This is a genomic window from Bacteroides sp. AM41-16 (genome assembly GCF_003603495.1).
GTDB lineage: Bacteria > Bacteroidota > Bacteroidia > Bacteroidales > Bacteroidaceae > Bacteroides > Bacteroides uniformis.
Map to the genome: position 1 here is coordinate 58,578 of NZ_QTNE01000016.1, position 26,532 is coordinate 85,109.

The window sequence follows — 26,532 nt, forward strand, 5'->3', positions numbered from 1 at the left end:
CTCCCTTTCGTACATATCAAATTGATTAAGGTCTATTTGATTTCTTGATAAATAAGGTTAGAAGTTTTGTGTTATTCTGTTTCTATTAATAACCGGCATTATTGGTCCATTGTGTTAACTCAATCTGTTGGTAGGGGATTGGGAAATAATAATGGTTGTTTCTTTGGAAAAGTGAACCATCCCAAGTCTCGGCTCTTACTTCACTTACCTTCTCGAGACGGACTAGTTCGAACCAACGCTTCATTTCGGCAAAGAATTCCCATCCTCGCTCATTGGACACTGCAGTGGTGAAAGCGGTGGGGTCGGTAGTGGTAGTCAGTTGGCTGTCTGCATATCCGGCACGTTTCTGTATTTCCTGAATAGCCTGGATAGCTTGCGTATTCACGCTGTTGGTTGCACGAGTGGAGGCTTCGGCATACATCAGCAGGACTTCGGCATAACGATAGATGCAGGTGATACCGTTGGCAAGCTGGCTACTACCCGGTGCGCCATTATCATAGTTGTAATATTTCGAGATAGCAGGTAACTTGTCACCGCTCTCTTTGTAAGTGACATGGCCACTTTTAGTGTTCCATTCCGTCATGTAGTTCCAGGCTTTCCGTTCATCGTCTGGATAGTTCAAGTAGAAGGCTTCGTTACCGTAATAATCGGCCCAACCGGCGGGGATAAAATCGGCTGGATAATAGGACTTCCCATAGTTACTGGCTGTTTTTAGCTTTGCATTATGGTGGATGGCAAACATCACTTCATTGGCTTGTTCTTTGTTGGCTTCTTTCCACAATTCAGCATAGCTCTCGGTCAGATACAGTCCAGAGTTGTCTATGATATTTTTGGCTGTTGTAGCTGCCAGGCTATAATATTCTTGTCCTTTTTTTAAAGGCCAGCCTGCCATAGTCATGTAGGCGTCGGCGAGGCAGGCTTCAGCTGCCCATTTAGAGGGAGTGGAGCTAAAACCGCTACGGCTCTTGGTCGGTAACAGTTCTACTGCCTTTTTTAAACTTGGAATAATAGCTTGGTCATAGATGTCGGCTACAGCTGTTCTCGGCATATTAGTGGCAGCGTCTTCTTCCGTCAGAATCAGAGGTAAATCACCATACATGCGTACCAGATAAAAATAAGACAATCCACGGAGGAAGTAGGCTTCACCTAATACTTCTTCATATTGTTTGGCTAAGGTAGCGTCTTCAGGAAGCACCGCTTTGTTGATGAGTTTGTTGGCGTTGTTGATTACAGTAAAGAATAATTCCCATGTAGTCTTGTAGTCTGCATTGTTGGCTGTGATATTGGGGGTCAGTCGGTAGTAATTAGCCAGTTCATTGTTGGCTTTTGCTGCACGATATGTAATGTCATCTGCGCATACATTGATGCGTTGCAAGCGGCAGTTGAATCCGTAGTTACCATTCCATAAATCGTTGTAAAGCCCTGTTGTAGCTTGTTGCAGGCTGGTCAAATCCATACGTGCAATATATTCTTCTTCTGTAATGAAGGATTGTGGCTCTTGAGTCAGGTCCACACAAGAGGTTGTGAGGAACATACTACTTGTAATTACTATATATGCTAATTTTTTCATATCGTTCTTTTGTTTAATAAAGTTAATCATTAGAATGCAAAGTTTAAACCAATGAGGTAGTTACGGCTGTTAGGATATGCACCCCAGTCTACACCTTGTACCAATGGACTACCCATGGTAGCTTCAGGATCCAGTCCAGAATAGCTGGTAATGTGGAACGGGTTTTGAATAGAAGCATATACGCGCAGGTTGCTGATGCCTAATGCTTTACAAGCCAATTCTGGTAATGTGTAACCCAAGGTAATACTTTTCATCTTGATAAAACTTCCGTTCTCAACAAATCGCGTGGAGAAGAAATCTTTGTTTTCGGTTCCTCCATTGGTAAAACCTGGTACATTCGTATTAGTATGGGTAGGTGTCCAACGGTCCAAGAAGTCACGCATTGGGGTTACACCAGCTACCTGTTGACTTCCGATGAGACCGAAGCCTATCTGTTTGGTCGCATTATAGATGTCGAATCCGTGGAAGCCTACTACGAAGAATGAAAAGTCGAAGTTCTTGTAATTGAAACTATTGTTCCAACCCCAGTTGAATGTCGGTTGTCCGCAACCGATAATGCCTTGGTCCTCAGTGTTAATCTTTCCGTCTTTGTTGACATCTATATATTTAGAATTACCTGCAACAACTCCATATACTTTACCGTTGGTCTCACCAGTGGCGTTCCCGTTGGCATCAATGAATGGAGCGTTTACTTCATCTTCCTGCCAGATACCGTCAAAGGTATATCCCCAGAATGTCCCTAATTTTTCACCTTCAATCATTTGGAATAATTGGTTCTGGTAGTTACCAGCTTGCTGTTGGCGGTGGTTGGGAGTTGGTATACTGGCATAAGTACCTTTGTTGTGTGCCAAAGTAAGGTCTGTGTGCCAGTTGAAATCTTTATTGGTAAAAGGGTCTGCACTAATAGTAAATTCAACACCAGTATTTTTAATTTCACCAGAATTCATAAGTAATGACGAGTATCCCATGTGGGTAGGTTGTGCCAGTTCCAGTAGAATGTCTTTGGATACTTTGTTGTACCAATCGGCTGTTAAGCGAACGCGACCATTGAGAATACCAAAGTCAATACCGACATTGACCTGGTCGTTACGTTCCCATTTTAGGTAAGGAGCGGCGGGACGGTCTACTTTATAGGAAGTGCTGCCATCGCTGTTTCTTACGGGTGACATTTTGGAGTAAATACGATAAGCTTCTACTGATTGATTACCTACGGAGCCATAACCTAAACGAAGTTTTAGTTGGTCGATGAAACTGTTCTCTTTCAAGAAGTTTTCTTGTTTCAAATCCCAAGCCAAAGCGGCGGAAGGGAAGTAACACCATTTGTCTTTCAATCGTGAAGAGCCGTCGGCGCGTATGGAAGCCGTAATCATATAGCGATTCATGAATACATAATTGACACGTAACATGCCTGACATCAATGTATTGATGATGCGATCTGAACCGATAGCGGCAAGATTAGCGTCAGACCATGCCAAGTTGTTAATACCAATACGGTCGATATAATCCAGATTATAGGCAGTACTTGTGTGGTTGTAATTATTATCGTAGGATTGTTCGAATACAGCTGTTGCATTGATACGGTGATTTTTATTGAACTCCTTGACATAACTCAGTGTATTGGTGTTCAGCCAGGAAGTATTCCAGTAACTGCGCGATTGTCCTTGGGTCATTTTGTTCTTGTAGTTGTAATAGCTATCTTCGTTTTCTACTGAAGTGTTCAGTCGGTTGTCGAATAGGACACCTAATTGTGAACGGAATGTTAGTCCATCCAATATATTGAACTGTACGTATCCCTGAAGACGATTATTAATGGTCTTGTTGGAGTTGTTTGATTCCCAAATGTATCCCATAGGATTGTAGGTTGGACTGCCATCAAAGAAGGCGTTGTTATATTCTCCGTTCTCCTTTTTAGGAGAGATTGTGCTAGGGAAGTACATGGCTTGTTGAATCAAACCATCGTATTGTGTGATACGGGGAGCTGTATTATTGCGATAGTGTCCATAAATATTCAGTCCGGCTGTCAACCATTTTTTGATTTTAGTATCCATCTTCAAGCGCCAACTGTAGATTTGACTGTCTGATTCTTTAATGATACCTTTGTCATCTTGATAACGGAGTGATGCTAAGAAAGTGGTTTTCTCGCCACCACCGGCTATAGAGAGTTCATAGTTCTGGGTAACTGCAGTGCGGAAAATTTCTCTTGAGTAATCGAAACCTGCTGTTCCGTTCTTGAAAGCTTCTAGCTCTGCTGCACTGTAATAGTGGTTGTCTTCATAACCAAATTTTTCTTTACCGAATTCGTTCACCAAATTGGCATATTCGTATGGAGAGAGGTTGTCAGCATACTTAGCTACTGTCTTGATATTAGCAAAAGCATTAAAAGATACAGTCAATTTATCTTTGTCAGGATTTTTAGTAGTAACCAAGAGGACACCGTTTGCACCGCGAGAACCGTAAACAGCTGTTGCAGATGCGTCTTTCAATACTTCGATAGATTGAATATCGGAAGGATTCAACGACTGAAGGGAACCACCGATGAAACCGTCGATAACAACCAAAGGACCGGTTTCTGCTGTGATAGAGTTGATACCACGTACACGGATGGTATTGTCTTCAGTAGGATTACCGGAACCAGAGAGAACTGATACACCGGCCATACGTCCCTGCAATGCATCGGATACATTACCGGTCGGGGTATTCTTCAATGCATCTGCTGCTTTTACAGAAGCAACTGCACCGGTCAGGTCACTCTTACGTTGAACGCCGTAACCCACTACGACAACTTCCTGCAGCAATTGGCTGTCTTCTGCCAGTTTTACGTCGATTTTGGTCTTTCCGCCTACGGCAATCTTTTGTGTCTGATATCCGATATAGGAGAATACGAGAGTTGCGTTTGCCGGAACATTGGGAAGGGTGTAGTTTCCGTCAATGTCTGTGATACATCCGTTACTTGTTCCTTCCACCTGGATAGAAGCACCAATCACCGGACCTAAGTTGTCAGTCACTGTACCTGTTACTGTGAGATTCTGTGCATTGGCCTGCGTGGCAAATAGGACAGAAAGCAACATAATACCTAATGCTTTAAAGAAGCTGGATTTCTGTTTCATAAATATTAATTTAATTAGTTATTAATAAAGGTTGTTTCTTTGTTTTGTACTCACTTCAGAGTTGAATCACATCGCAAATGTAGGGGATGGAATATACAAATGCATTAGTTAATAGTTCGCAAAAAGTACGAATTCGTACAAAACTTGCGAACTATACCACTCTTGTACTTTTATTCCCTTTCACTTTGGTTCTTTGCTTCCTTCACCTCTTCCAGTAGGGCAGAGAGCGTTTTTACCTTGTCCGGATGGGCTTCTGCCACATTGTCTTTTTCGGACGGATCAATGGAAAGATTGTACAGTTGGGGCTGCGGGGCGTTGCCCATTTCTATTTTTGTCCAATACTCCAGTGCCGGCTTGTCGCTGGGCTCTATGTATTTCCAGTCTCCTTGGATAATGGAGAGTGTATTGTCCAGATTCTGTTGTACAATATAGTCACATCCGGCAGTATCGGTTCCCAGGAAGTTGTTGAGCTGGTCGCGGCTGTCGGGAGCGATGCCTGCTTCCAGCGGATGGTTCAGCAGGGCGGCGAATGAAGCGTATACATCAATCATGGAGAAGGGGGCTTGTTGTTTGCCGGGTTTGATGCCATTGGGCCAGCGTACAATGAAGGGAATGCGGGTACCGGCATCGAAAGCGCTGTACTTCCCACCGCGGTAGTGCTTCATGGGAGTATGGCCGTTCAGCAGTTCGCGTGCCTGGTCCTGATAGCCGTCGTCTATGACGGGACCGTTGTCACTGCAGAATACAAAAATGGTGTTGTCGGCAATGCCGAGGCTGTCCAAAGTGTGCATGATTTCACCCACGGTCCAGTCCAGCTGGAGGATGACGTCGCCACGTACGCCCAAACCACTCTTGCCGGCGAAACGCGGATGTGGCACGCGGGGAACATGTACATCTTGCGTACCCATATAAAGGAAGAAAGGTTCGTCTTTATGGGCTGTGATGAAGTTCTTGGCCTTGTCTGTAATCACGTCGGCAATGTCTTCGTCTGTCCAAAGGGCGGATTTGCCGCCGGTCATCCAGCCGATGCGGGGGATGCCGTTGATGATGGTGTTATTGTGCCCTTGGCTGGGTTTCATCTTGACGAGTTCGGGGTTTTCGAGACCGGTGGGCCAGTCACCGACCTTGTGGTCGTAGCTCACAGTGATAGGGTCGTTGGGGTCGAGGCCCACTACATGTCCGTTCTCTACAAAGACGCAGGGAACGCGGTCGACGGTAGCGGGGATGATGTATTCATAGTCAAAGCCGATGTCTTGGGTGTTCGGTTTGATGGAGTGGTTGAAGTCTGTACCGCCTTTAGGGCCCAGGCCGAGGTGCCACTTGCCCACTGCTGCAGTGGCGTAGCCTTCTTCCTTGAACATATCGGCCATAGTGACGCAGGCGGTATCGATGATGAGTTCGGAATTGCCCGGAGCGATGCCGGTATTCTTCTGTCGCCAGGGATACATGCCCGTCAGCAGGCCGAAACGGGAAGGAGTGCTGGTGGAAGAAGTGGCATAAGCGTTGGTAAACTGCATGCCTTGTCCGGCAAGGCGGTCAATGTTGGGAGTGCTTACTTTGGTGGCACCGTAACAGCTCAGGTCGCCGATACCCAGGTCATCAGCAATCAGATATACTACATTGGGCTTCTGCGGCGAGTGCTCCGAAGTCTTGTCTTTAGGTTGGCTTCCGCATCCCGCTATCAGGGCTGCACCGGGAATCAGAGACCACAAGGGGGAAAAATGCTTCATAGTTCTTTGACTTTAGATTGTAATTCTGAGGTCAAAGGTAAGAGGTTTTATGGAATCGGGTGTATAAGGAAGTACAAGGGAAGGGAGAAAAAGTACAAACCGTATCATGCGATGGCTTGATGTACAATATTAAGATGTCTCTTCACTGTCTTCCGTACTTTCCTCTCCTCCATTCTCTCCTTTGCGGTAGGCCAGTGGGCTGACATGGTAAATGTCCTTGAAGCATTTGGAGAAATAGCGTGAAGAACTGAAACCGATCCGGTCCGCAATTTCAGTGATATTCAGCTCCGGATTGTTGCGCAGCATTAGAGCGCCTTTCTTCAGGCGGATGGTCAGGATAAAGTCGTTCGGAGTTTGTCCGGTGATAGCCTTCAGCTTGGTGAACAGATTGGTGCGTGCCATTGCCATTTCACGGGCAAAGACGTTGACGTTGAACTCCGTATCGTCCAGATGTTGCTCGATGACTGCCATGGCACGGTCCAGAATCTCCTTGTCTATGGGGTTGGTGGCAAGCATCTGTACAAAGGCTTGCGGCTGCTTGCTGAACTTCTCCTGCAGGAGGATGCGCGAGTTCACGAGGTTGTTGCAGCGCGAAATCAATAGATTGGTGTTGAACGGCTTGGTGATATAGTCGTCCGCACCGATGCGTAGTCCCTCGATATTCTGTTCGATGGCAGTACGTGCCGTGAGCAGTACCACGGGAATATGGCAGGTGTTGAAGTCGCTCTTTATCTGTTTGCACAGTTCCGTTCCCGACATGTTGGGCATCACCACGTCGCTGACTACGATATTGGGCATTTCGCTGCGCACCAGTGCAAGTCCTTCCGCTCCGTCGGCCGCAGTCAGCACTTCGTAGAAGGGCTTGAAGATACCTGCCAGCATGTCGCGGATGGAGTCGTTGTCTTCCACTATCAGGATTTTTGCATCCGGGAGTCGTTTGATGGGAGCACTCTCTTCCAGCTCCGCCTTGAGCAGGGCATCGTTTTCCGGTTTGGGAATTTCTATTTGTTGCACACTGTCTGCATTCTTATTTATTTGCTCTTCGTCAAACTGTGCGTTCCCCAATTGCAGGTTTACGATGAAGCTGCTACCTTTGCCCAGTTCGCTTTCCACACGGATGGTGCCGTGATGGAGCTCCACGATACCCTTCGTCAATGCCAGGCCGATACCCGTACCCGTCTTGCTTGCATCTGTAGAGTCCATTTGGTCTATCTGGTAGAAGCGGTCGAATATCTTGTCCACTTCCCGGGCATCTATGCCGCTGCCGGTATCGGTCACGCGGATGACGGCATTGCTGCCTTCGGTCTTGATGCTGAGGGTGATGCTGTCTTCCGCCTTGGTATGCTTGACGGCGTTGGACAGCAGGTTGTTTATCACTTTCTGCATCTGTTTTTGGTCATACCATACTTCGAGGCTGTCTGTTTCCTTCTCGAAGTAGAGGCTGATTTGTTTGGCGCTGGCATATTCCAGGAAAAGCAGATAGTTTTCGTATAGGAAGTTCACGATGTTGTGTGGACTTACCTTTATCTTCATGTGCCCTTGTTCCTGCTTGCGGAAGTCGAGCAGCTCGGTGATGAGTTCCCGTAGCTGTATGCTGTTCTTGTAGATGCCCAGTACCTTGTTATATATGGCAGGCGTGAAGTTCTGGAGTTGCATCAGCGTTTCCACTTGGGCCACGATGAGTGTCAGCGGGGTGCGGAATTCATGGGAAATGTTGGTGAAGAAACGTAGCTTTGACTGGTTCAGGGCCTCTACGTCACGGATGTGCTTCTGTTCGTACTTCAGTGATTCACGCAACTTGATTCTGGACTTGTAGGTACGCACCAGATACCAGAGCAGGATTCCCGTCACTATCAGGTAGATAAGATAGGCAAGGGGAGTCTTGTAGTAGGGAGGCAACACGTGTATGGTCAGGTGGACTTGCGGACAAAGGCTCTCGTCTTTTCCGTTGGGCTTTATAATCAAGTTATAGGTTCCGGCATTCAGGTTGGTATAGGTGATGTTGTGCAGTCCACGGGCACTGTTCCAGTCGTTGGAGAAGCCTTCCAGCTTATAGATGATGTCGTCTTTGTTGGCGGCTACATAGTTTGAAGTGGCAAACTCTATGCTGAACATGGACTGGTCAGCGTTGAGCGTAATCTCGGGGGTGCAGTACAAGGCTTGCTGCAGGATACCGGTCTCATCTCCCACTTGTATTTCCGTTCCGTTCACAATGAGGCGGGAGAGGATGATTTTGTAGGGTTTCGGCGTGAAGTTCAACTCCATTTCATGGAAAGAAATCATTCCCTGCGTGCCTCCCAGGAATATCTCTCCGTCACGGGTCACGCAAAGGGCATTCTCGTTGACGGCAGTCATTGGGAAACCGTTTTCGGCACTGTAGTTCAGGAATGCCTTTTGCCGGTAGTCGAAGATGGAGAAGCCCTCGTTGGTGATGAGCAGCAGTTTGCCGCTGGTGGGGGATTCCTCCGTCTCATAGATACAGTCGCTGGAAAGGCCGTTCTTCGCTTGGTCAAAGTTCTCGAAGTCGTTGCTGGCAGGGCGGTATAAGTCCAGTCCGCTGCCCGAAGTGGCGAACCACAGATTGCCTTTGCTGTCTTGGGTAATGTTGTTTACATTGTTGTTGCTGATGCTGTGTGGGTCGGCAGTATCATGGCGGTAGTTGGTCAGTTTGCCGGTATCGAAACGGTAGCTGAACACACCTTCGCCCGTGGCTGCAATCCAGAGCGTACCGTTGCTGTCGAAAGTGACATCTGCCACCATCTTGATTTTTTTGCCTTCTTTGCTGTCCTGGAACAGTTGTTGGCATTTCCCGTTGGCAGGGTCGAAGAGGCAGATTCCGTTTTGGGTGGCTATCACCAGGTGGTCTTGGTAAGGCGCGATATCGCGGATGATGTCGGAAGGCAAGGTCTCCGGATTACCTGCTTCCATGCGGTAGTGTGTGAATCGCCCCGAGCGTATGTCCAGTCTGTTCAGTCCGCCCAGATGGGTTCCTATCCAGATGATGTCTTTGGAGGCATCATAATAGAGAGCCTTGATGTTGTTATGGGAAATACTGTTGGGACCGATTTCCGGGCGGAACCATTTGAACTCACGGGTACGGCGGTTGTAATAGTTCAGTCCGCCCCCTTCGGTGCCAATCCACAGATTGCCGTCCTTGTCTTCGATGGTGCGGCCTACAACCGGATTGCTCAGCCCCTTCTTTTCGATGGGCGAATACATATAGCGGCTGTATATCTCGTACTCGGGGTTGAAGTAGTTGACGCCGCCAAAGTAGGTCCCCAGCCACAGCGTTCCTTGGTTGTCCTTTACGATGCACCAGATGGAAGAGTGTGTCAGTCCGTCGCTCTGGGCATCACTGGCAGTGTGGTTCTGGAAGAGTCCCGTACTTTTGTCATACCGGTTCAATCCGTTGAATGTCCCAATCCAGATGTTTCCCAGATTGTCTTCACAGCAGGCTCGCACGAAGTTGGAAGAGATGCTGTAAGGGTTCTTTGCGTCGTATTCAAAGATTTCGATGGTTCCGTCGGTCTTTACATGGTGCAGCCCTTCTTCCCAGCTGCCAATCCATAACTCGCCTTCGCTGTCTTGGTATATGCTGGTGATGTTGCCTTTCAGGATGGGGTGGGTCAGCTCGTTCTTGTCCAGTTGCAGGCGGTATGCTCCGTCGGTGGTCGTTCCAATCCACATTTGTCCTTTGTCCAGATGCATACAGCAGATTTCCAGACTTTTTCCGGGAAGCTGGTAATAGAGGTCAAAGTTCCCGGTCTGCTCGTTATAGCGGTAGATTTCATTCTGTTTTCCGATGAAAAGGGCCTCTTTGTAATATATGCTGTGTACATTTCCTTGCAGCAGGGTGGTGAATCTTTGGGTGGCGAGATTGAACTCGGCTACTCCTTCCGTACAGAGCAGGTAGATTTTTCCGTTACGGTTGCCGGCCATGCGCAGCACGGTGTTGCAGAAAAGGCTGTAAGGGTCGTTCTTCTGCAGCTTGTAAGTTTGTATGTCTTCTCCGTCATAACGGTTCAAGCCTTCTCGGGTTCCAATCCATAAGACACCGTTTTCATCGATGTAAAGGCTGTTCACGGAGAATTGTGACAGACCGTCGTCGGTTGTCAGATGGTTGAAGGTGATGTTCTGCGCCTGCAGGGTTGCAGCAATCATGCTTACTGAAACAAGAAGCAGCCGGATGATAAACGTTCGCACTTTTCGGGTAGTTTTTAAGGTTTCAGTTACAAATATAGGTATATTTTGTACAAGACTTCTTATTTATTAGGCAGTTTTTGCGGTTATGTTTGGATAAATGTATAATTTTGGAAGCGCGCCGAACGATACTTGTCTTTTGATAGATGGCAATCGGCGTATCTTTGTAAACAAATTAATTCATTTATTATCATGAAAGACCTTTTATCTATTGTATCTCATTTTCAAATGCAGGGTACGGTTCGTGAAATCAAGCCTTTAGGCTCAGGCCTGATTAACGATACGTACAAAGTGACCACCGTTGAGGCCGATGCGCCGGACTATGTTCTGCAACGTATCAATCATGCCATTTTCCAGAATGTAGAGATGTTACAGTCTAATATCGAGGCTGTGACCGGGCATATCCGTAAGAAGCTGGAAGAGAAAGGAGAGGCCGATGTCGAGCGTAAAGTGCTTCATTTCATCCCCACGGCCGAAGGGAAAACCTATTGGTATGACGGTGAGAACTACTGGCGTATCATGACTTTTATTCCCCGTGCCAAGACTTACGAGACGGTGAACCCCGAATATTCCTATTATGCGGGAACTGCCTTCGGTAATTTCCAGGCTATGCTTGCCGACATTCCAGATACATTGGGCGAGACAATTCCCGATTTCCACAACATGGAGTTCCGCCTGAAGCAACTCCGTGATGCTGTGGCTGCCGATGCGGCGGGACGTGTGCAGGAGGTGCGGTATTTTCTGGATGAGATAGAAAAACGCGCTGATGAAATGTGCAAGGCAGAACGCTTGTTCCGTGAAGGCAAACTGCCCAAACGGGTATGCCACTGTGATACGAAAGTGAACAATATGATGTTCGACGAAGACGGTACGGTGCTTTGTGTCATCGACCTGGATACGGTGATGCCCAGCTTCATCTTCTCCGATTATGGCGATTTCCTTCGCTCAGGTGCCAACACGGGGTTGGAAGACGACAAGAATCCGGATAATGTGAACTTCAATATGGAAATATTCCGGGCATTTACCAAGGGCTATCTGGAATCGGGCAAGTCCTTCCTGTTGCCGATAGAGATTGAGAATCTGCCTTATGCGGCTGCCTTGTTCCCATACATGCAGTGCGTACGCTTCCTGGCAGATTATATCAACGGTGATACTTATTATAAAATCCAGTATCCGGAGCACAATCTTGTGCGTACCAAGGCTCAGTTCAAACTGTTGCAGAGTGTGGAGGAACATACACCGGAGATGAAAAAGTTCATTGACTCATGTATCTGAAAAAGTTTTTAATGACGATGGCGGCAGCTCTTTGCATGTTGCCGCTGTCTGCAATTAATCCCCAAAATAGTAAAATGAAAGAATTGAATGTAAAGAAAGTAAGTGTGGCCAATATACCGGTAGAGTCGGTTCCGGCTCTTCTGGATGAAGAGAAGGTGGCGTTTCAGCCCGTAAACACTGTGAATTGGGCTGCTTTTCCTTATACTCCCGATGTGGAATTCCGCATAGCGCATACGGAAGATGCCATTCTGCTGCATTTCAAGGTAAGGGAAGCGAGTGTACGCGCAGTTGCAGGCCACGATAACGGTCCGGTTTGGGAAGATGCGTGTGTAGAGTTCTTCTCTGTGCCTGCCGATGACGGAGTGTACTACAATATGGAGTGTAATTGTGCCGGGACTCTGCTTATTGGGGCAGGTGCCGGACGTGGAAACCGCCAGCATGCCCCGCAAGAGGTGCTCGATAAAGTACAGCGTTGGGCTTCTTTGGGACGTGAGGCTTTCGACGAAAGAGTAGGTGAGTGTGCCTGGGAAGTGGCCCTGGTCATCCCTTATTCCGCTTTCTTCCTGCATGACATCACTTCGTTGGATGGAAAGACGCTCCGTGCCAATTTTTATAAATGCGGTGACAAGCTCCAGACTCCCCATTTCCTTTCCTGGAATCCGATAGGTCTGGAGAAGCCGAACTTCCATTGCCCGGAGTTCTTCGGTACCCTGCATTTCGAGTAGTAGTAGAACAAAAAATTACTCAACCTGCCCTCACCACTATCACCGCTTTTCTGAAACTCCCTATTCATCGCCCTTTCAAGGGTGAGTGAGAGCAAATAAAAAGGGTGAGGGCAAATTTTACCCTCACCCTTCCGAGCGTACCCGGTTGCTTCCTGCTTCTTTCCCCGTCTTTTATAGGACAAGACAGACCATTGTCTACAGAAACAGTATAATAAATACCCTTTATATACTTAATCCGTTAGTTCACAACACTGAACAGTTTGTTCCAGCATTAGAGAACACTTTGTTTCAGTATAGAAAAACACTTTGTTTTCATATAATGGAACGAACTGTTTTGTTAAGGGAAACAAAGTGTTTTCTATAAGGAAACAAAATGTTTAGTTAAAGGAAACAGTTTGTTTTACTTAGCATACTGCCTGGAATGAATATGCATCAAAAAATAGTAAAAGATAATGCAGGAACTATTGTAGAGGAATATAGAAAAAGGCACGAACTACGCAGACTTACAGAAAAGAATTTATTCATCCGTATTGTCTGCGTGATTCGTGCCCGAAGAAGGGTGTTTACTTCACGATTCCTTTGGAATTCTTGATGAAGTTGATGATATTGTGTATCTCGTCACTCATCGGTACTTGGTCTTCAATCTTCTGCAAGGCATCCTGCACGCTGAAGTTTCCCTGGTATACCAGACGGTAGGCATTTACGATATGGCGCAATACACGTTCGGTCACCTGGTGTTTGTGTTGAAGCACAGCAGCGTTGATACCGTGGTATTCTGCCGGATTACCGTTCATGATGATATAGGGCGGCACATCTTTTGATATGCGGCAGCCAGCTTGAATCAGTACCCAACTTCCAATGTGGCAGTATTGGTGCAGAATGACATTGCTGCTCAGAATGGTACAATCGTCTATCTGACATTCTCCGGCTACGGTAGTCTTGATACCCAGTACACAATGGTTGCCTATCTGCACGTCGTGGCAGAGGTGTACACCATCCATCAGGTAGTTTTCATTGCCGATGCGGGTAGCGCTTCCTGCATGGGTAGCACGGCTGATAACCACGTTCTCGCGGATGTCGTTATTATCACCGATAATCAGCATACTGCTCTCTCCCGTATAGTGGAAGTCTTGCGGTTCGGCACCCAGAACGGCATTGTGATGTACCTTGTTCCCTTTTCCCATGCGGGTACCGTGCAGAATTTTTGCACCCGACATAATAATACAGTCATCACCGATTTCCACGTTCCCTTCGATAAATGCAAAGGGCTGGATGGTTACATTCTTGCCGATTTTTGCGGCAGAATCTACATAAGCTAACGGACTTATCATAGTAATTAGCGATTAATGATTAATGATTAGTGATAAATGGTTAGTGATTAGGATTTACTATTTCATTAATCGCTAATCACTAATCACTTATCGCTCATTTTATTCTCTTCCTCCTCCAAGCGCTTGATACAGGCTGATAACCGCCTGCATGCTGCTGAAGGTGTCGGATACTTCTGCAAGCTGTGCGCTGAGGTAAGACTGCTCGGCAGACAAGACTTCCAGATAGGTCGACGTGCCTAAGTTAAACAATTCTTTTGTATCTGAGGCAGCTTGGCGGGCAGAATTTACTTGAATAGTGCGTGAAACGGCTTTGTCCTTCTCCATTTGATACAGGTGCAGGGCGTTGCTCACTTCATTTCCGGCATTCAGCAGGGCGGTTTGGAACTGAATCTTAGCCTGCTCCTCTTGTGCCTTGGCTTGTTTCAGACGGGCAATGTTGGCACCGCGATAGAACAAGGGTTGCGTCAGCGAACCGATGGCGGAAGCCAGTAGTTTGCCCGGGTTGACGATACCTGCACCGGAGTTATTGGTCCAGCCTCCCGAACCGCTCAATGTAATCTGCGGGTAGAAAGCGGCACGGGCGCTATTGGTATTATAGTAGCTGGCAGCCAGTGACATCTCGGCAGCTTTCACGTCCGGACGGTTGGATAGCAACTGCAAGGGGATACCTACTGAAAATTCCGTAGGCAGCTGTTGCTCTTCCAGCACACCGCGTGCGATGCTCTGTGCCGGTTGGTGCAACATCAGGCAGAGGGCGTTTTCGGTTTCGCGTATGCTCTGGCGTATGTCGGGCAGTGATGCCATGACTTGAGCGTAGGCAGTGCGGCTCTGCTCTACGGCAGCAGAAGTGGTTCCGTAGATGCCTGCATCTTTCATGGCTTGCACGGTCTCCAGGTTCTTTTTCAGAATCTCGACGGTGCCTTCGGTGATTTGCAGTTGGCGGTCCAGCATCAGCAGGGTGTAGTACATGTTGGCTACGCCGGCGATGACTTGCGTCTGAACGGCTTGTTCGTAGAATTGCGTCTGCTTCAAGCTAACCTTTGCTTGTCGCTTCGGGTTCAGCAGTTGACCGAAGAGGTCGACTTGCCAGCTTGCGGTGACGGGCAGGGAGTAGATTTGTGTAGCCTTTCCCTTGTCCCAGCTGCTGACGGTTCCTTGCGGAGACAAGGCAAGCATCGGAGCATAGGCAAGGCGGGCAGACATCAGTGCGGCTTGTGCTTGTTTCACGTTCAAGGCGGCACTGCGCAGGTCACCGTTGTTGGTGAGTGCTTGCTCGATAAGTGTCTGCAGCTGCGGGTCTGTGAACACTTCTCTCCAAGGCAGATTACCGAAGTTGGCCGTATCTGCGGCTAATGTATTGTTCACGGACGCCGTGTCGCGATACAGTCCGGCAGTTGTTATGTCTTCGGGTCTGTCGTATGATTTGTAGATGTGGCAACTGCTCAATAAAGCAGTTGCGCACATCAGGCATATTATTTTCTTCATAATCGCTAATCGTTAATCACTATTTTGTATATTGTTCAATCTCCGGTTCTGCATCCGAGTTGTCCACATCTTCCCATTCCATCGGCTTGAATTTCTCCTGCAAGTACTGGAATGCCACGAACAGTGCGGGCACTATGAAGATTTGCAGAATCATACCGATTAACATACCGCCGATGGCAGACGTACCCAGCGTACGGTTACCGTTGGCACCCGCACCGGAAGCAAACATCAGCGGGAGCAGACCGACAATCATTGCCAACGACGTCATCAAGATAGGACGCAGACGGGCTGCGGCACCCAATACGGCTGCCCAGGTGATACTCATACCCATTCTGCGGCGTTCGAGGGCAAACTCTACAATCAAGATGGCATTCTTGGCCAACAGACCCATCAACATGATGAGGGCAATCTGCATATAGATGTCATTGGACATCGTACCCAGAATCATTTTCAGTGCCGGGATGCTGCCCAATGCGCCTATACCGCCTACAAAGAGGAAGCTACCCAGCAGACCGAACGGCACGGACAGCAATACGGATAAAGGCAGGATGTAGCTTTCGTACTGGGCACTCAGCAACAGATAAACGAATACGAAGCACAATATGAAGATGAGTCCCGTAGTGCTGCCACTCGTTTCGGCCTCTTCACGCGCCATACCTCCCAACTCATAACCGAAACCGGCAGGCAGGTTTTCCTGCGCCACTTCGGCAATGGCTTGCAGAGCCTGACCGGAAGTGTAGCCTGATGCGGGAGCCACCATCACCTTCATGGAGGTGTAGAGGTTGAAACGGCTGATGACGTCAGGACCATATACTTTCTTGATGGAGATGAACTGCGTGATAGGTGCCATCTCGTTGCCGTTGCGCACCTTGATGCTTTGCAGTGTTTCCATATTCTTGGTAGCATCAGGTTCGGCTTGTACCATTACGCGGTACATCTTACCGAAGCTGTTGAAGTTGGAAGCATACAAACCACCGTAATATCCCTGCAAGGTAGTCAAGATGTCATTGGGGCTGATACCTGCTTTCTTACAAGCGGCAGCGTCAATGTCCAGCTGGTATTGCGGGAAGTGAGGGTTGAAGGATGTCTTGGCGGAGTTGATTTCCGGACGCGCTTCCAGGGCAGCAGTATAGTTGTTCACCACGTCGAAGAAGTGGTCCAAATCACCACCCGTCTTGTCCTGCATGTTCAACTCGATGTCGCTTGAAGCCGAGTAACCCGGAATCATAGGCGGCGCGAAGAACAATACCTGCGCTTCCTTGATAATCTTTTGGGCGCGCATGTACAAAGTGGCGTACACAATCGTGGAGTTCTGCATCGTGGAACGTTCTTCCCAGTTCTTCAGCTTGATGATGAGTGAACCGTAGGAGGGGCCTTGACCGCCCAAGAAGCTATAACCTGAGATAACGGTACGTGACTGTACGGCAGGGTCTGCAGCAACCAAGCTGTCCACACGGTTCAAAATCTCTTGTGCGCGTTCTTGTGAAGTGCCCGGAGGCAGTGTCACAGCGCCCATGATGGTACCGGTGTCTTCGTTGGGCACCATACCGGTCGGGGTTATCTGCATGAATACGCCCAACAGTACAATAGAGCCGATAACCAGTCCTGCCGATATCCAGCGTTTCTGGATGAAGAACAGCACTTGTTTCTTATACTTGCCCAGGATACCGTTGTATGAGTCATTGAAGGATTGTTTGAACTTGTCGGTAGTCATACCTGCCAACGCCAGCACACTGATGATAATCATCAAGCTACACAGAATGGGGTGTTCGCTGAAGCTGAACAGACCGAAAATCATGCCCAGGATAGCTACCGTCACGAAGAGCAGTGTAATGCCGGGACGCATCAACCGGCCTATAGAGTCGGCATAACGTGCAATCATAATCTTGCGGGCTTCCTTGGCGGCAACGCCTACACGCTCTTTCAGACTTTCGTGTCCGCCGTTGTGAGGTTTCAGGAAGATGGCACACAGCGCAGGACTCAGGGTCAGGGCGTTCAGAGCCGAGAAACCGATGGCAATCGCCATGGTCAAACCGAACTGACGGTAGAAAGTACCTGCCGTACCTCCCATGAAGCTCACGGGAACGAATACGGACATCATCACCAACGTAATGGAGACGATGGCACCACCCAGTTCACTCATGGCGTCGATGGAAGCTGTACGGGCCGATTTGTAGCCCTGGTCCAGCTTGGCATGGACGCCCTCGACGACGACGATGGCATCATCGACCACAATCGCAATGGCAAGCACCATGGCCGAAAGGGTCAGCAAGTTGATACTGAAGCCAATCAGTTTCAATACAAAGAAGGTGGCAATCAACGCCACGGGAATGGCGATGGCGGGAATCAACGTGGAGCGCATATCCTGCAGGAAGATATACACTACGATGAACACCAGGATAAAGGCCTCGATCAATGTCTTGATTACCTCATGTATGGAAGCGAAGAGGAAGTCGTTGGCACTCTGTGCAATGTTTATCTTCAAGCCGGCGGGCAGTTTGCTGGAATAGTCGTCCAGTAGGGCCTCGATATCCGAGATGGTCTGCGTGGCATTACTGCCTGCCATCTGGAAAATGATACAACTCACGGCTTTATGTCCGTTTACCATATTGTTGAATCCGTATGACAGACGGCCCAGTTCCACATTTGCTACATCCTTCAGACGGAGTATTTCACCGTTCTCCAAGGCCTTGATGACAATGTTCTCGAACTCCGTAGTCTGTTGCAGACGTCCTTTGTAGCGCAGGGTATACTGGTAGGTTTGGTTACCGCGCTCACCCAACTGGCCGGGAGCCGCTTCGATGTTCTGTTCGCTCAAGGCGGCAACCACATCGTTGGGGATAAGTTTGTATTGGGCCATTACATCAGGTTTCAGCCAGATACGCATGGAGTAGTCTTGTCCCAATACCATGGCATCGCCCACACCGTTGACACGTTTCACCTCAGGGATAAGGTTGATGTTGGCGTAGTTTTCCAGGAACTCGATGTTGTACTGGTCTTTTTCATCATAGATGGAGAATACCATCAACATGGAAGTCTGGCGTTTACGGGTGGTTACACCGATTTTGGTAACTTCGGCAGGCAGCAAGCCTTGCGCCATGGAAACGCGGTTCTGTACGTTCACCGCTGCCATATCGGGGTCGGTACCTTGCTTGAAGTAGATGGAGATGTCGCCCGAACCGCTGTTGGTGGCGCTCGAACTCATATACATCATATTTTCCACACCGTTAATCTGGTCCTCCAGCGGAGCGATAACGGAGTTAAGCACCGTTTGGGCATTGGCACCTTGGTAAGTCGCACTTACCGATACGGTGGGAGGTGCAATGTCCGGGTATTGGGTGATAGGCAAGGTAGCCAGGCCAATAACTCCTAAGATTACTATCAGGATGGAAATTACCGTTGATAGTACCGGACGGTTAATAAATCTATCTAATTTCATTTCATGAACAATTAAGGAATTAAAAATTGAAGAATTTTTTTATTTTTCATTCTTTCATTGAAACGCAGTCTGAATATTGCCTTCTTTCTGGTCTTTTAGGGCCTTCTGGTATTCGGCTTCCTTTTCAGCAGGCGTGATGGGCGTGATGGACTGTCCGTCCTTCAGGTTCTGTACCCCTTCGATAACGATTTTTTCGCCTGCTTTCAAACCTTCCGTCACGTAATAATACTTGCCGTCGTCTAAGCTGAACACTTTAACTTCGGTATTTTTCAGCGTGTTGTCCGGTTGCAGTACGAATACGAACTGCTTGTCCTGGATTTCGGTAGTGGCAGACTGTGGAATCATGATGACATCATGCAGCGGGTTGGGGAATACCACATTGCCGGTGCTTCCACTACGCAGCACGTTGTGCTTGTTGGGGAAGAGGGCACGCATGGTTACCGAACCGGTAGTCTGGTCAATGACTCCGCTGATTGTCTCCACGCGGCCACTGTCGGCATACATGGTTCCGTCGATGAGCTGCAACTGTACATTCGGCATCTTTTCCAGAATTTCCTTGGTGCTACCGCCTTCACGAATCTGTGACAAGAGTTGGCGTTCGGTCATGGAGAAGTAGGCGTACATTTCGGAGATGTCGGCAACGGTAGTCAGCGGGCTGGCTACGGAAGGACTAACCAAGCTACCTACGCGGTAGGGAATGCTACCTACTACACCGTCACTGGGGCTGGTTACACTGGTGTATGACAAGTTGTTCTTGGCATTGACCAATTGGGCATTGGCTTGTGCCAGTTGTGCCTTTGTCTGTGCCAGCTGGTTTTCGGCCATTTGCAAATCGTAGTCACTGATGATGTTTTTCTTGTTCAGTTCACGTTTGTTGTTTACAGTCAGTTCTTGTGTGTTTACGGCAGCTTTGGCTGTTTCAACAGCAGCTTTGGCCGAATTTACGGCTGCCTGATACTGTACGGGGTCGATGCTGAACAACACTTGTCCTTTGCGCACTGTTGCGCCTTCATCCACGTGCAATTTTGTGATGAACCCACTCACCATCGGGCGGATTTCTACATCTTGTTTACCCTTGATAGTAGCAGGGTAGCTGTTTGTCAAGTTGGCAGTGGTGGTCTTTGCCTCAATCACTGCAAATTCGGGAGCTTTACCCGTTCCTTTGTCGCCTTGTCCGCAACTGCTGAGCAGTGCCAGGCAACATGCCAATAATACTAATCTACTCTTCATACTCTTTTTTGTTCTCTGTATAATTTTATATTCTTCTTTTTTTCGATTCTTGAAAGGCGTTTTTGTGTGTAATTCATGATTTAGAAATAAGGCAGGAAAAAGAAAACTGAATACTCCTATTCAGTTTTCGTCTGCAAAAATATTCTTTTCTTAGTATATAAGGTGTGAAACACTTCCTTTTTTAACTATGTTTCATACATAGATGAGAACGAAAGGACATTTTTTGATTAAAATACTGTAAAGCATACCGCTAATTGGCAGATAACCTTTATTTTTGCAGCATGTTAGAACGTAAACGCCATACTAAAATGAAGCCGCTTTTCCGCAGGTTGTTGGGGGGTGTTGCCATAGCTGCCGCACTGTATTCTTGTGCCAGTGTGGGCCGTATTGAAGGAGGACCTTATGATGAGACTCCTCCGCGTTTTATTTCCGGTACTCCCACGCCCGGCGCACTCCATCACAATAAAAATAAACTTTCCATTGAGTTCGATGAATTTATCAAGCTTGACAAGCCGAATGAGAAGATTGTAATATCCCCTCCGCAGGTGCAGCAGCCCGAAATTAAGTCTAATGGGAAGAAGGTGGTCATCACTCTGCAGGATACATTGAAACCCAATACTACTTATACATTCGATTTTGGTGATGCCATCCAGGATAATAATGAGGGGAATCCCTTGGAGAATTTCTTCTATTCTTTCTCTACGGGCGACCGTCTCGACTCTATGGCTGTGGCCGGTACAGTACTGAATGCGGCCAATCTTGAACCGGTGAAAGGAATGCTGGTCGGTCTGCATGCCAATCTGGCCGACTCCGCTTTTACCAAACTTCCTTTTGAGCGGGTGGGGCGTACGGACAGTCGCGGACGCTTCTCTATCCGTGGAGTGGCTCCCGGCAAGTATCGCATTTATGCCTTGCAGGATGCCGACCAGAATTTTGCCTATTCCCAGCCGACGGAAGTGATAGCTTTTAATGACTCTATCATCATTCCTTCCATGGAAGAGCGCATGCGCCAGGATACGACCTGGATAGACTCGCTGACAGTAGATACGATTGTAGAACGTCAATATACCCACTACCTTCCGGATGATGTTCTGCTGCGTGCTTTCAAGGAGCTTTCCTTCTCGCAACGTTTTTTGAAGGCCGAACGGTTGACTCCGGAGAAGTTTTCGCTCTATTTCACTGCTCCGGCAGACACGTTGCCTTTATTGAAAGGATTGAACTTTAATGAGGAAGATGCGTTTGTTATAGAACAGCCTACCGGCCGGAACGATACGATTCATTATTGGATAAAGGATTCTCTGCTCTATAAGCAGGATTCCCTGAAAATGAGTATCACCTATTTGTATACGGATAGCCTGAAACGATTGGTACCCCGTACCGATACTTTGAATGTGCTGGCGAAGTTGACATACGACAAGCAGCAGAAGCAGAAGCAGGAAGCGAAGGAAAAGGAACAGAAAGAGCGTGAGAAGAAAAAGAAGAAGTTGAAGGAAGGTGAGGTGGAAGAGCCCGAGCCGACGGAATTCCTGGCTGTAGATGTGTATGCCCCTTCTGCAATCGATGTATATGATTATCTTACTCTGTCGTTTACGGAGCCGGTGGCAAGCATAGATACCACCGCTTTCCATCTGAAACTGAAAGTGGACTCGTTGTGGCAGGATGTCCCGTTCGACTTTATGCGCGACTCTTTGGACTTGAAGCGTTATAATCTGTTTGCCGAATGGGCACCCGGCGAAAGCTATACATTTGAAGTGGATTCTGCTGCCATACGCGGGTTGTACGGGTTGTTCTCCGACAAGATAAAGAAGGACTTCAAGGCCAAGAAGCTGGAAGAGTACGGGCAGATATTCTTTAATGTGCATGGAGCGGACTCTCTGGCTTTTGTGGAACTACTGGACGGTCAGGACAAAGTGCTGCGCACGGTGCCGGTGGTGGATGGGAAAGCCGATTTCTATTTCCTCAATCCGGGCAAATATGGAGCGCGGCTGATAAATGATACGAATGGGAATGGCGTCTGGGATACGGGAAACTATGCCGAGAAGCGCCAGCCTGAAATGGTTTACTATTATCCGATGGTTCTGGAGCTTAAAGCGAACTTTGATTTGACCCAGGAATGGGATATTAAGGCCAAGTCCCTGGATAGGCAGAAGCCGGACGAACTAAAAAAACAAAAACCAGATGAAGACAAGAAAAAGCAAAACAGGAACAAAAATAACCGCAGTGGCAATAGCAGCCGCAACAGTGGTAGGGGCCATAGCTATTAGGCGGAAGCAATTGTTCATTCTGTTGATGGTGGGAGCGGTCTGTTTGGGAACCTCCCAGTCTGTTCAGGCCCAATGTACTGCAAAGAATGAAGCTTTCCAGTCGGGCGAGCATGTCATGTACGATTTATATTTCAATTGGAAGTTCATTTGGAAGAAGGTGGGGTTGGCAAGCCTCACTACCAATGCCACGACTTACCATTCCGAGCCTGCATTCCGCTTTAACTTGCTTTGTGTAGGCAGTAAAAAGACCGATTTTTTCTTCAAGATGCGTGATACGCTGACTTGTTATGTCAGCGATAGGTTGGAGCCGCTCTACTTCCGTAAAGCGGCGGAGGAGGGAAGCCGCCATACGGTGGACGAGGCTTGGTTCTCCTACTCGGACGGACTGGCGAATGTAAAGCAGAGACGCACCTGGCACAATCCCGTGCGTGAGGCTCAGGAGATGGAATACAGTGATAGTCGCTGTATCTTCGATATGTTGAGCATTTTGGCGCAGGCGCGCTCTTATGACCCTAAAGACTACAAGGTAGGGCAGAAGATACTCTTTCCCATGGCCACGGGACGCAGGGTGGAAGAGCAGACGTTGATTTACCGCGGCAAGGAGGAGGTCAAGGCGAATAACGACACCGTTTACCGCTGCTTGGTATTCTCTTTCGTAGAGTACAAGAAAGGTAAGGAGAAGGAGGTCATCACCTTCTTCGTATCCGATGATAAGAACCACCTTCCCATTCGCTTGGACATGTATTTGAATTTCGGTTCGGCCAAGGCATTCTTCAAGAGTGTCCGGGGCAACCGCTATCCGATGACGTCTGTGGTAAGGAAAAAGTGATGTTATCCCCTTTTCTAAATACACTGGATTCGAAAGTGGCAATCAGTTTTCCCTCCTGGTTGGTGACGTCGATCTGGTAATATCCGGTGGTGCGGCCGATGTAGCGTTCGCGTGCTTCGGCATACAGTACATCGCCCGGTCCGCTGCTGCGCAGGAAGGTGATATTGGACGAAAGAGAGAAGGCCAATGTTCCGTGGGAGTTGGCTGCTGCTGCCAGTGCCAGGTCGGCAAGGGTGAAGATGGCCCCTCCTTGCGTACGGCCTCCTGCATTGAGATGCTCTGCTGTGATAACCAGGCGTGCCTTGCTGTATCCTTCCTTTATTTCTATCAGTTCTACACCTGCATTCGTGGCGAAGCGGTCGTTCTTAAAAAACTCTTGTGCGGTCATGGGGAGTAATGATTAATGTTTAGTGATTAATGGGTGGAAAATATGTGCTTCCGGACGCAAAAGTAACGATTTTAGCCATTAATTGAATTATTTAGGCGGGTCAAATCTGTACACTTGCTCTACTTTTGCAGCAGGAAAAATCATAAACTCTTAATAAATAAATCCCTTATTATGAAAACAGTCCTCACTACATTGGGAATCTCCCTCCTTGTATTGGCAGGTTGCGCAGGGCAAAAGCAGGCTGAAAGCAACTTTATCCAAGAAAACATTGATAATGCTGTGGCTCAGGAGACAATTCAGACAGACATTATCGAAAAATCCGGTAAAATCCTTAATCCCCGTACCATTGATAAGGATGGGAACATTGTCTATGTACCTATCGACGATTGGTGTTCCGGCTTCTTCCCCGGTAATATCTGGCATATGTACGAGTTGACCGGTGACCAGAAGTGGCTGCCGCTGGCAGAGAAGTATACCGAGGATTTGGATTCGGTACAATACCTTACCTGGCACCATGATGTGGGCTTTATGATTGGCAGCAGCTACCTGAACGGATACCGTTTTGCGGGTAAGGAGGAGTACAAGCCGGTCATCATACAGACAGCCAAATCATTGTCTACCCGTTTCCGCCCTGCAGCAGGCGTACTTCAGTCATGGGATGCAGACAAGGGGTGGCAGGCTGAACGTGGCTGGAAATGTCCCGTTATCATTGATAATATGATGAACCTCGAACTGCTGTTCGAAGCTTCCAAGCTGTCCGGCGACTCCACTTTCTATAACATAGCCCGGAAGCACGCCGATACGACTATGGCTAACCATTTCCGTGAGGACAACAGCTGCTATCATGTGGTGGATTATGACCCCGAAACCGGTGAAGTCCGTAAGAGACAGACTGCACAAGGCTATGCCGACGAGTCTGCTTGGGCACGTGGACAAGCGTGGGCCTTGTACGGCTATACCATGTGCTATCGCTATACACACGATGCCAAATACCTGGAGCAGGCTGAAAAGGTCTACAACTTTATCTTCAACAACAAGAATCTTCCGGAAGACTTGGTTCCCTACTGGGATTTCGATGCCCCCAATATCCCGAATGAACCTCGCGATGCTTCGGCAGCTGCCTGCACGGCGTCCGCCCTTTACGAGCTGAGTACTTATCTGCCGGATAAGGGATACAAGGAAACCGCCGACCGGATTATGGAAAGCCTCGCTTCTCCTTCCTACCGTGCCAAGGTGGGTACCAACGGCAACTTCATCCTGATGCACTCTGTGGGCAGTATTCCTCACGGTGCGGAGATTGATGTACCGTTGAACTATGCCGACTATTACTTCCTGGAAGGATTGATGCGTAAAAGAGACTTGGAAAAATGAAAACTCAATTAAATATTTTGTTAGGTGGTTTAGGTTTGTTCGCCTTGCAGGGCTGTAAAGCCCCGCAGGCGGAACAATCCGTCCAGCCGAATGTCATTTACGTTTTTCCCGACCAATACCGTAACCAGGCGATGGAGTTCTGGGGCCAGGAAGGTTTTCGCGAGAAAGTGAACTTTCGGAATGACCCGGTGCATACCCCGCGCTTGAATGATTTTGCCCGGGAGTCAGTGGTGTTGACATCTGCCATGAGCAACTGCCCGTTGAGCAGTCCCCACCGTGGTTCTCTGTTGACGGGAATGTATCCTAATAAGAGTGGTATTCCATTGAATTGCAATTCGAGCCGTCCCATCAGCTCCCTGCGTGAGGATGCTGTGTGTGTGAGCGATGTTTTCTGCAATGCCGGATATGACTGCGCCTACTTTGGCAAACTGCATGCCGACTTTCCTACCCCCAATGACCCCGAACGTCCCGGACAGTATGTGGAAGACCGTGTACCTGCATGGGATGCCTATACGCCGAAAGAACGTCGTCATGGGTTCAATTACTGGTATTCTTACGGTACCTTTGACGAACACAAGAATCCGCATTACTGGGATACGGAAGGCCGTCGCCACGACCCGCGCGAGTGGTCACCGTTACACGAATCGGGCAAGGTGGTGTCTTATCTGAAGAACGAGGGGAATGTACGCGACCCGAAGAAACCTTTCTTCATTATGGTAGGTATGAATCCTCCCCATAGTCCGTACCGTTCTTTGGACGACTGTATGGAGGAAGATTTCAATCTCTATAAAAACCAGCCTCTGGACAGCTTGCTCGTCCGTCCGAATGCCGACTCCAAGATGCTCAAGGCAGAGAGTGCACGATACTACTTTGCTTCTGTGACGGGTGTCGACCGTGCTTTCGGTCAGATACTCGATGCCTTGAAGGAACTCGGACTGGACAAAAATACCATTGTCGTGTTTGCCTCCGACCATGGAGAGACCATGTGCAGCCAGCATACGGAAGACCCGAAGAATTCCCCATACTCCGAGTCCATGAACGTTCCTTTCCTGGTGCGTTTTCCCGATAAGATTAAGCCCCGCGTGGACGACTTGATGCTTTCCTCGCCGGACATCATGCCTACCTTGTTGGGTCTTGCCGGTCTTGCCGACTCCATCCCGACCGAGGTGCAGGGCCGCAACTATGCACCGCTTTTCTTCGATGAAAAGGCGGATATTGTCCGTCCTACCGGCGCTCTCTACATCCAGAACCTGGACGGTGAGAAGGATGCGGAAGGCATGGTCCGTTCCTACTTCCCTTCGTCGCGCGGCTTTAAATCGGCGCGCTACACGCTGGCGCTCTACATTGACCGCGAAAACCATAAGCTGGTCAAAAGTTTGTTGTTTGACGATGAAAAGGATCCGTATCAGATGAATAACCTTTCTTTGGAAGAAAACCAAGAAGTCGTAAAAGACCTTTGCGCAGAGATGGGCAAAGTGTTGAAAGAGATTGATGATCCTTGGTATAAGGAAGGTATCTTGAAGGATATGATACCTTATTGATTGGAAATGGGTTATAGATAATCCTCCATAAATTGCTTGAACGTTTT

General features: G+C 48.2%; 15 protein-coding genes. 6 read left to right on the forward strand and 9 right to left on the reverse strand.

Annotated features, from left to right (window positions below):
• Nucleotides 1-85 precede the first annotated feature (85 nt).
• From DW896_RS14155 to DW896_RS14170, 4 genes are all read right to left on the reverse strand, one after another.
• The gene (locus DW896_RS14155; RefSeq protein ID WP_009037415.1) at nt 86-1,570 is read right to left on the reverse strand and encodes a RagB/SusD family nutrient uptake outer membrane protein; all 1,485 of its coding nucleotides are present in this window, start codon (nt 1,568-1,570) and stop codon (nt 86-88) included.
• A 29-nt stretch (nt 1,571-1,599) separates the two neighbouring features.
• Nucleotides 1,600-4,677 carry a TonB-dependent receptor gene (locus tag DW896_RS14160; RefSeq protein WP_008662101.1) on the reverse strand — a complete coding sequence of 1,026 codons (3,078 nt, stop codon included), beginning with the start codon at nt 4,675-4,677 and terminating at the stop codon, nt 1,600-1,602.
• A gap of 170 nt (nt 4,678-4,847) precedes the next feature.
• Entirely contained in the window at nt 4,848-6,407 is a 1,560-nt protein-coding gene (locus tag DW896_RS14165; RefSeq protein ID WP_008662099.1) for an arylsulfatase, read from the reverse strand.
• Between the two features lie 129 nt (nt 6,408-6,536).
• Nucleotides 6,537-10,610, reverse strand: a complete 4,074-nt coding sequence (locus tag DW896_RS14170; protein WP_009037414.1) for a hybrid sensor histidine kinase/response regulator transcription factor — start codon at nt 10,608-10,610, stop codon at nt 6,537-6,539.
• A gap of 189 nt (nt 10,611-10,799) precedes the next feature.
• Here DW896_RS14170 and DW896_RS14175 point away from each other — a divergent pair, with 189 nt between their 5' ends.
• Nucleotides 10,800-11,882 carry a phosphotransferase enzyme family protein gene (locus DW896_RS14175; RefSeq protein ID WP_008662096.1) on the forward strand — a complete coding sequence of 361 codons (1,083 nt, stop codon included), beginning with the start codon at nt 10,800-10,802 and terminating at the stop codon, nt 11,880-11,882.
• The gene (locus DW896_RS14180) at nt 11,873-12,607 is read left to right on the forward strand and encodes a carbohydrate-binding family 9-like protein (protein WP_098031924.1); all 735 of its coding nucleotides are present in this window, start codon (nt 11,873-11,875) and stop codon (nt 12,605-12,607) included. The genes DW896_RS14175 and DW896_RS14180 overlap by 10 nt, the downstream gene beginning before the upstream one ends.
• 563 nt (nt 12,608-13,170) lie before the next feature.
• On the opposite strand, the gene lpxA is transcribed toward DW896_RS14180, so the two are convergent.
• The 4 genes from lpxA to DW896_RS14210 all read right to left on the reverse strand — a co-directional run bounded on the left by lpxA (nt 13,171) and on the right by DW896_RS14210 (nt 20,092).
• Nucleotides 13,171-13,938 carry an acyl-ACP--UDP-N-acetylglucosamine O-acyltransferase gene (gene lpxA / locus DW896_RS14195; protein WP_008662093.1) on the reverse strand — a complete coding sequence of 256 codons (768 nt, stop codon included), beginning with the start codon at nt 13,936-13,938 and terminating at the stop codon, nt 13,171-13,173.
• A gap of 99 nt (nt 13,939-14,037) precedes the next feature.
• Nucleotides 14,038-15,423: a TolC family protein gene (locus DW896_RS14200; protein ID WP_008662091.1), complete on the reverse strand. Its 1,386-nt coding sequence runs from the start codon at nt 15,421-15,423 to the stop codon at nt 14,038-14,040.
• Between the two features lie 19 nt (nt 15,424-15,442).
• Nucleotides 15,443-18,862 (reverse strand): efflux RND transporter permease subunit, encoded by a 3,420-nt coding sequence (locus DW896_RS14205; RefSeq protein WP_117589468.1) that lies wholly within the window; start codon nt 18,860-18,862, stop codon nt 15,443-15,445.
• 54 nt (nt 18,863-18,916) lie between these two features.
• Nucleotides 18,917-20,092, reverse strand: coding sequence for an efflux RND transporter periplasmic adaptor subunit (locus DW896_RS14210; protein ID WP_005833830.1), 1,176 nt, complete (start codon nt 20,090-20,092; stop codon nt 18,917-18,919).
• Between the two features lie 281 nt (nt 20,093-20,373).
• Between DW896_RS14210 and DW896_RS14215 the strand changes: the two genes are divergently transcribed.
• Both DW896_RS14215 and DW896_RS14220 read left to right on the forward strand, forming a co-directional pair.
• The gene (locus DW896_RS14215) at nt 20,374-22,356 is read left to right on the forward strand and encodes an Ig-like domain-containing domain (protein ID WP_192916495.1); all 1,983 of its coding nucleotides are present in this window, start codon (nt 20,374-20,376) and stop codon (nt 22,354-22,356) included.
• Complete coding sequence (locus DW896_RS14220) at nt 22,271-23,185, forward strand: DUF3108 domain-containing protein (protein WP_008662085.1); 915 nt, start codon at nt 22,271-22,273, stop codon at nt 23,183-23,185. The genes DW896_RS14215 and DW896_RS14220 overlap by 86 nt, the downstream gene beginning before the upstream one ends.
• Here DW896_RS14220 and DW896_RS14225 read toward each other — a convergent pair.
• Complete coding sequence (locus DW896_RS14225) at nt 23,130-23,573, reverse strand: PaaI family thioesterase (RefSeq protein WP_005826009.1); 444 nt, start codon at nt 23,571-23,573, stop codon at nt 23,130-23,132. The two genes, DW896_RS14220 and DW896_RS14225, sit on opposite strands and share 56 nt — an antisense overlap.
• Nucleotides 23,574-23,744: 171 nt before the next feature.
• On the opposite strand from DW896_RS14225, the gene DW896_RS14230 reads away from it, so the two are divergent.
• Together DW896_RS14230 and DW896_RS14235 are read left to right on the forward strand one after the other, a co-directional pair.
• The gene (locus DW896_RS14230) at nt 23,745-24,944 is read left to right on the forward strand and encodes a glycoside hydrolase family 88 protein (protein WP_005826007.1); all 1,200 of its coding nucleotides are present in this window, start codon (nt 23,745-23,747) and stop codon (nt 24,942-24,944) included.
• Entirely contained in the window at nt 24,941-26,485 is a 1,545-nt protein-coding gene (locus DW896_RS14235; protein WP_008662082.1) for a sulfatase, read from the forward strand. The genes DW896_RS14230 and DW896_RS14235 overlap by 4 nt, the downstream gene beginning before the upstream one ends.
• The last annotated feature ends 47 nt before the right edge of the window (nt 26,486-26,532 follow it).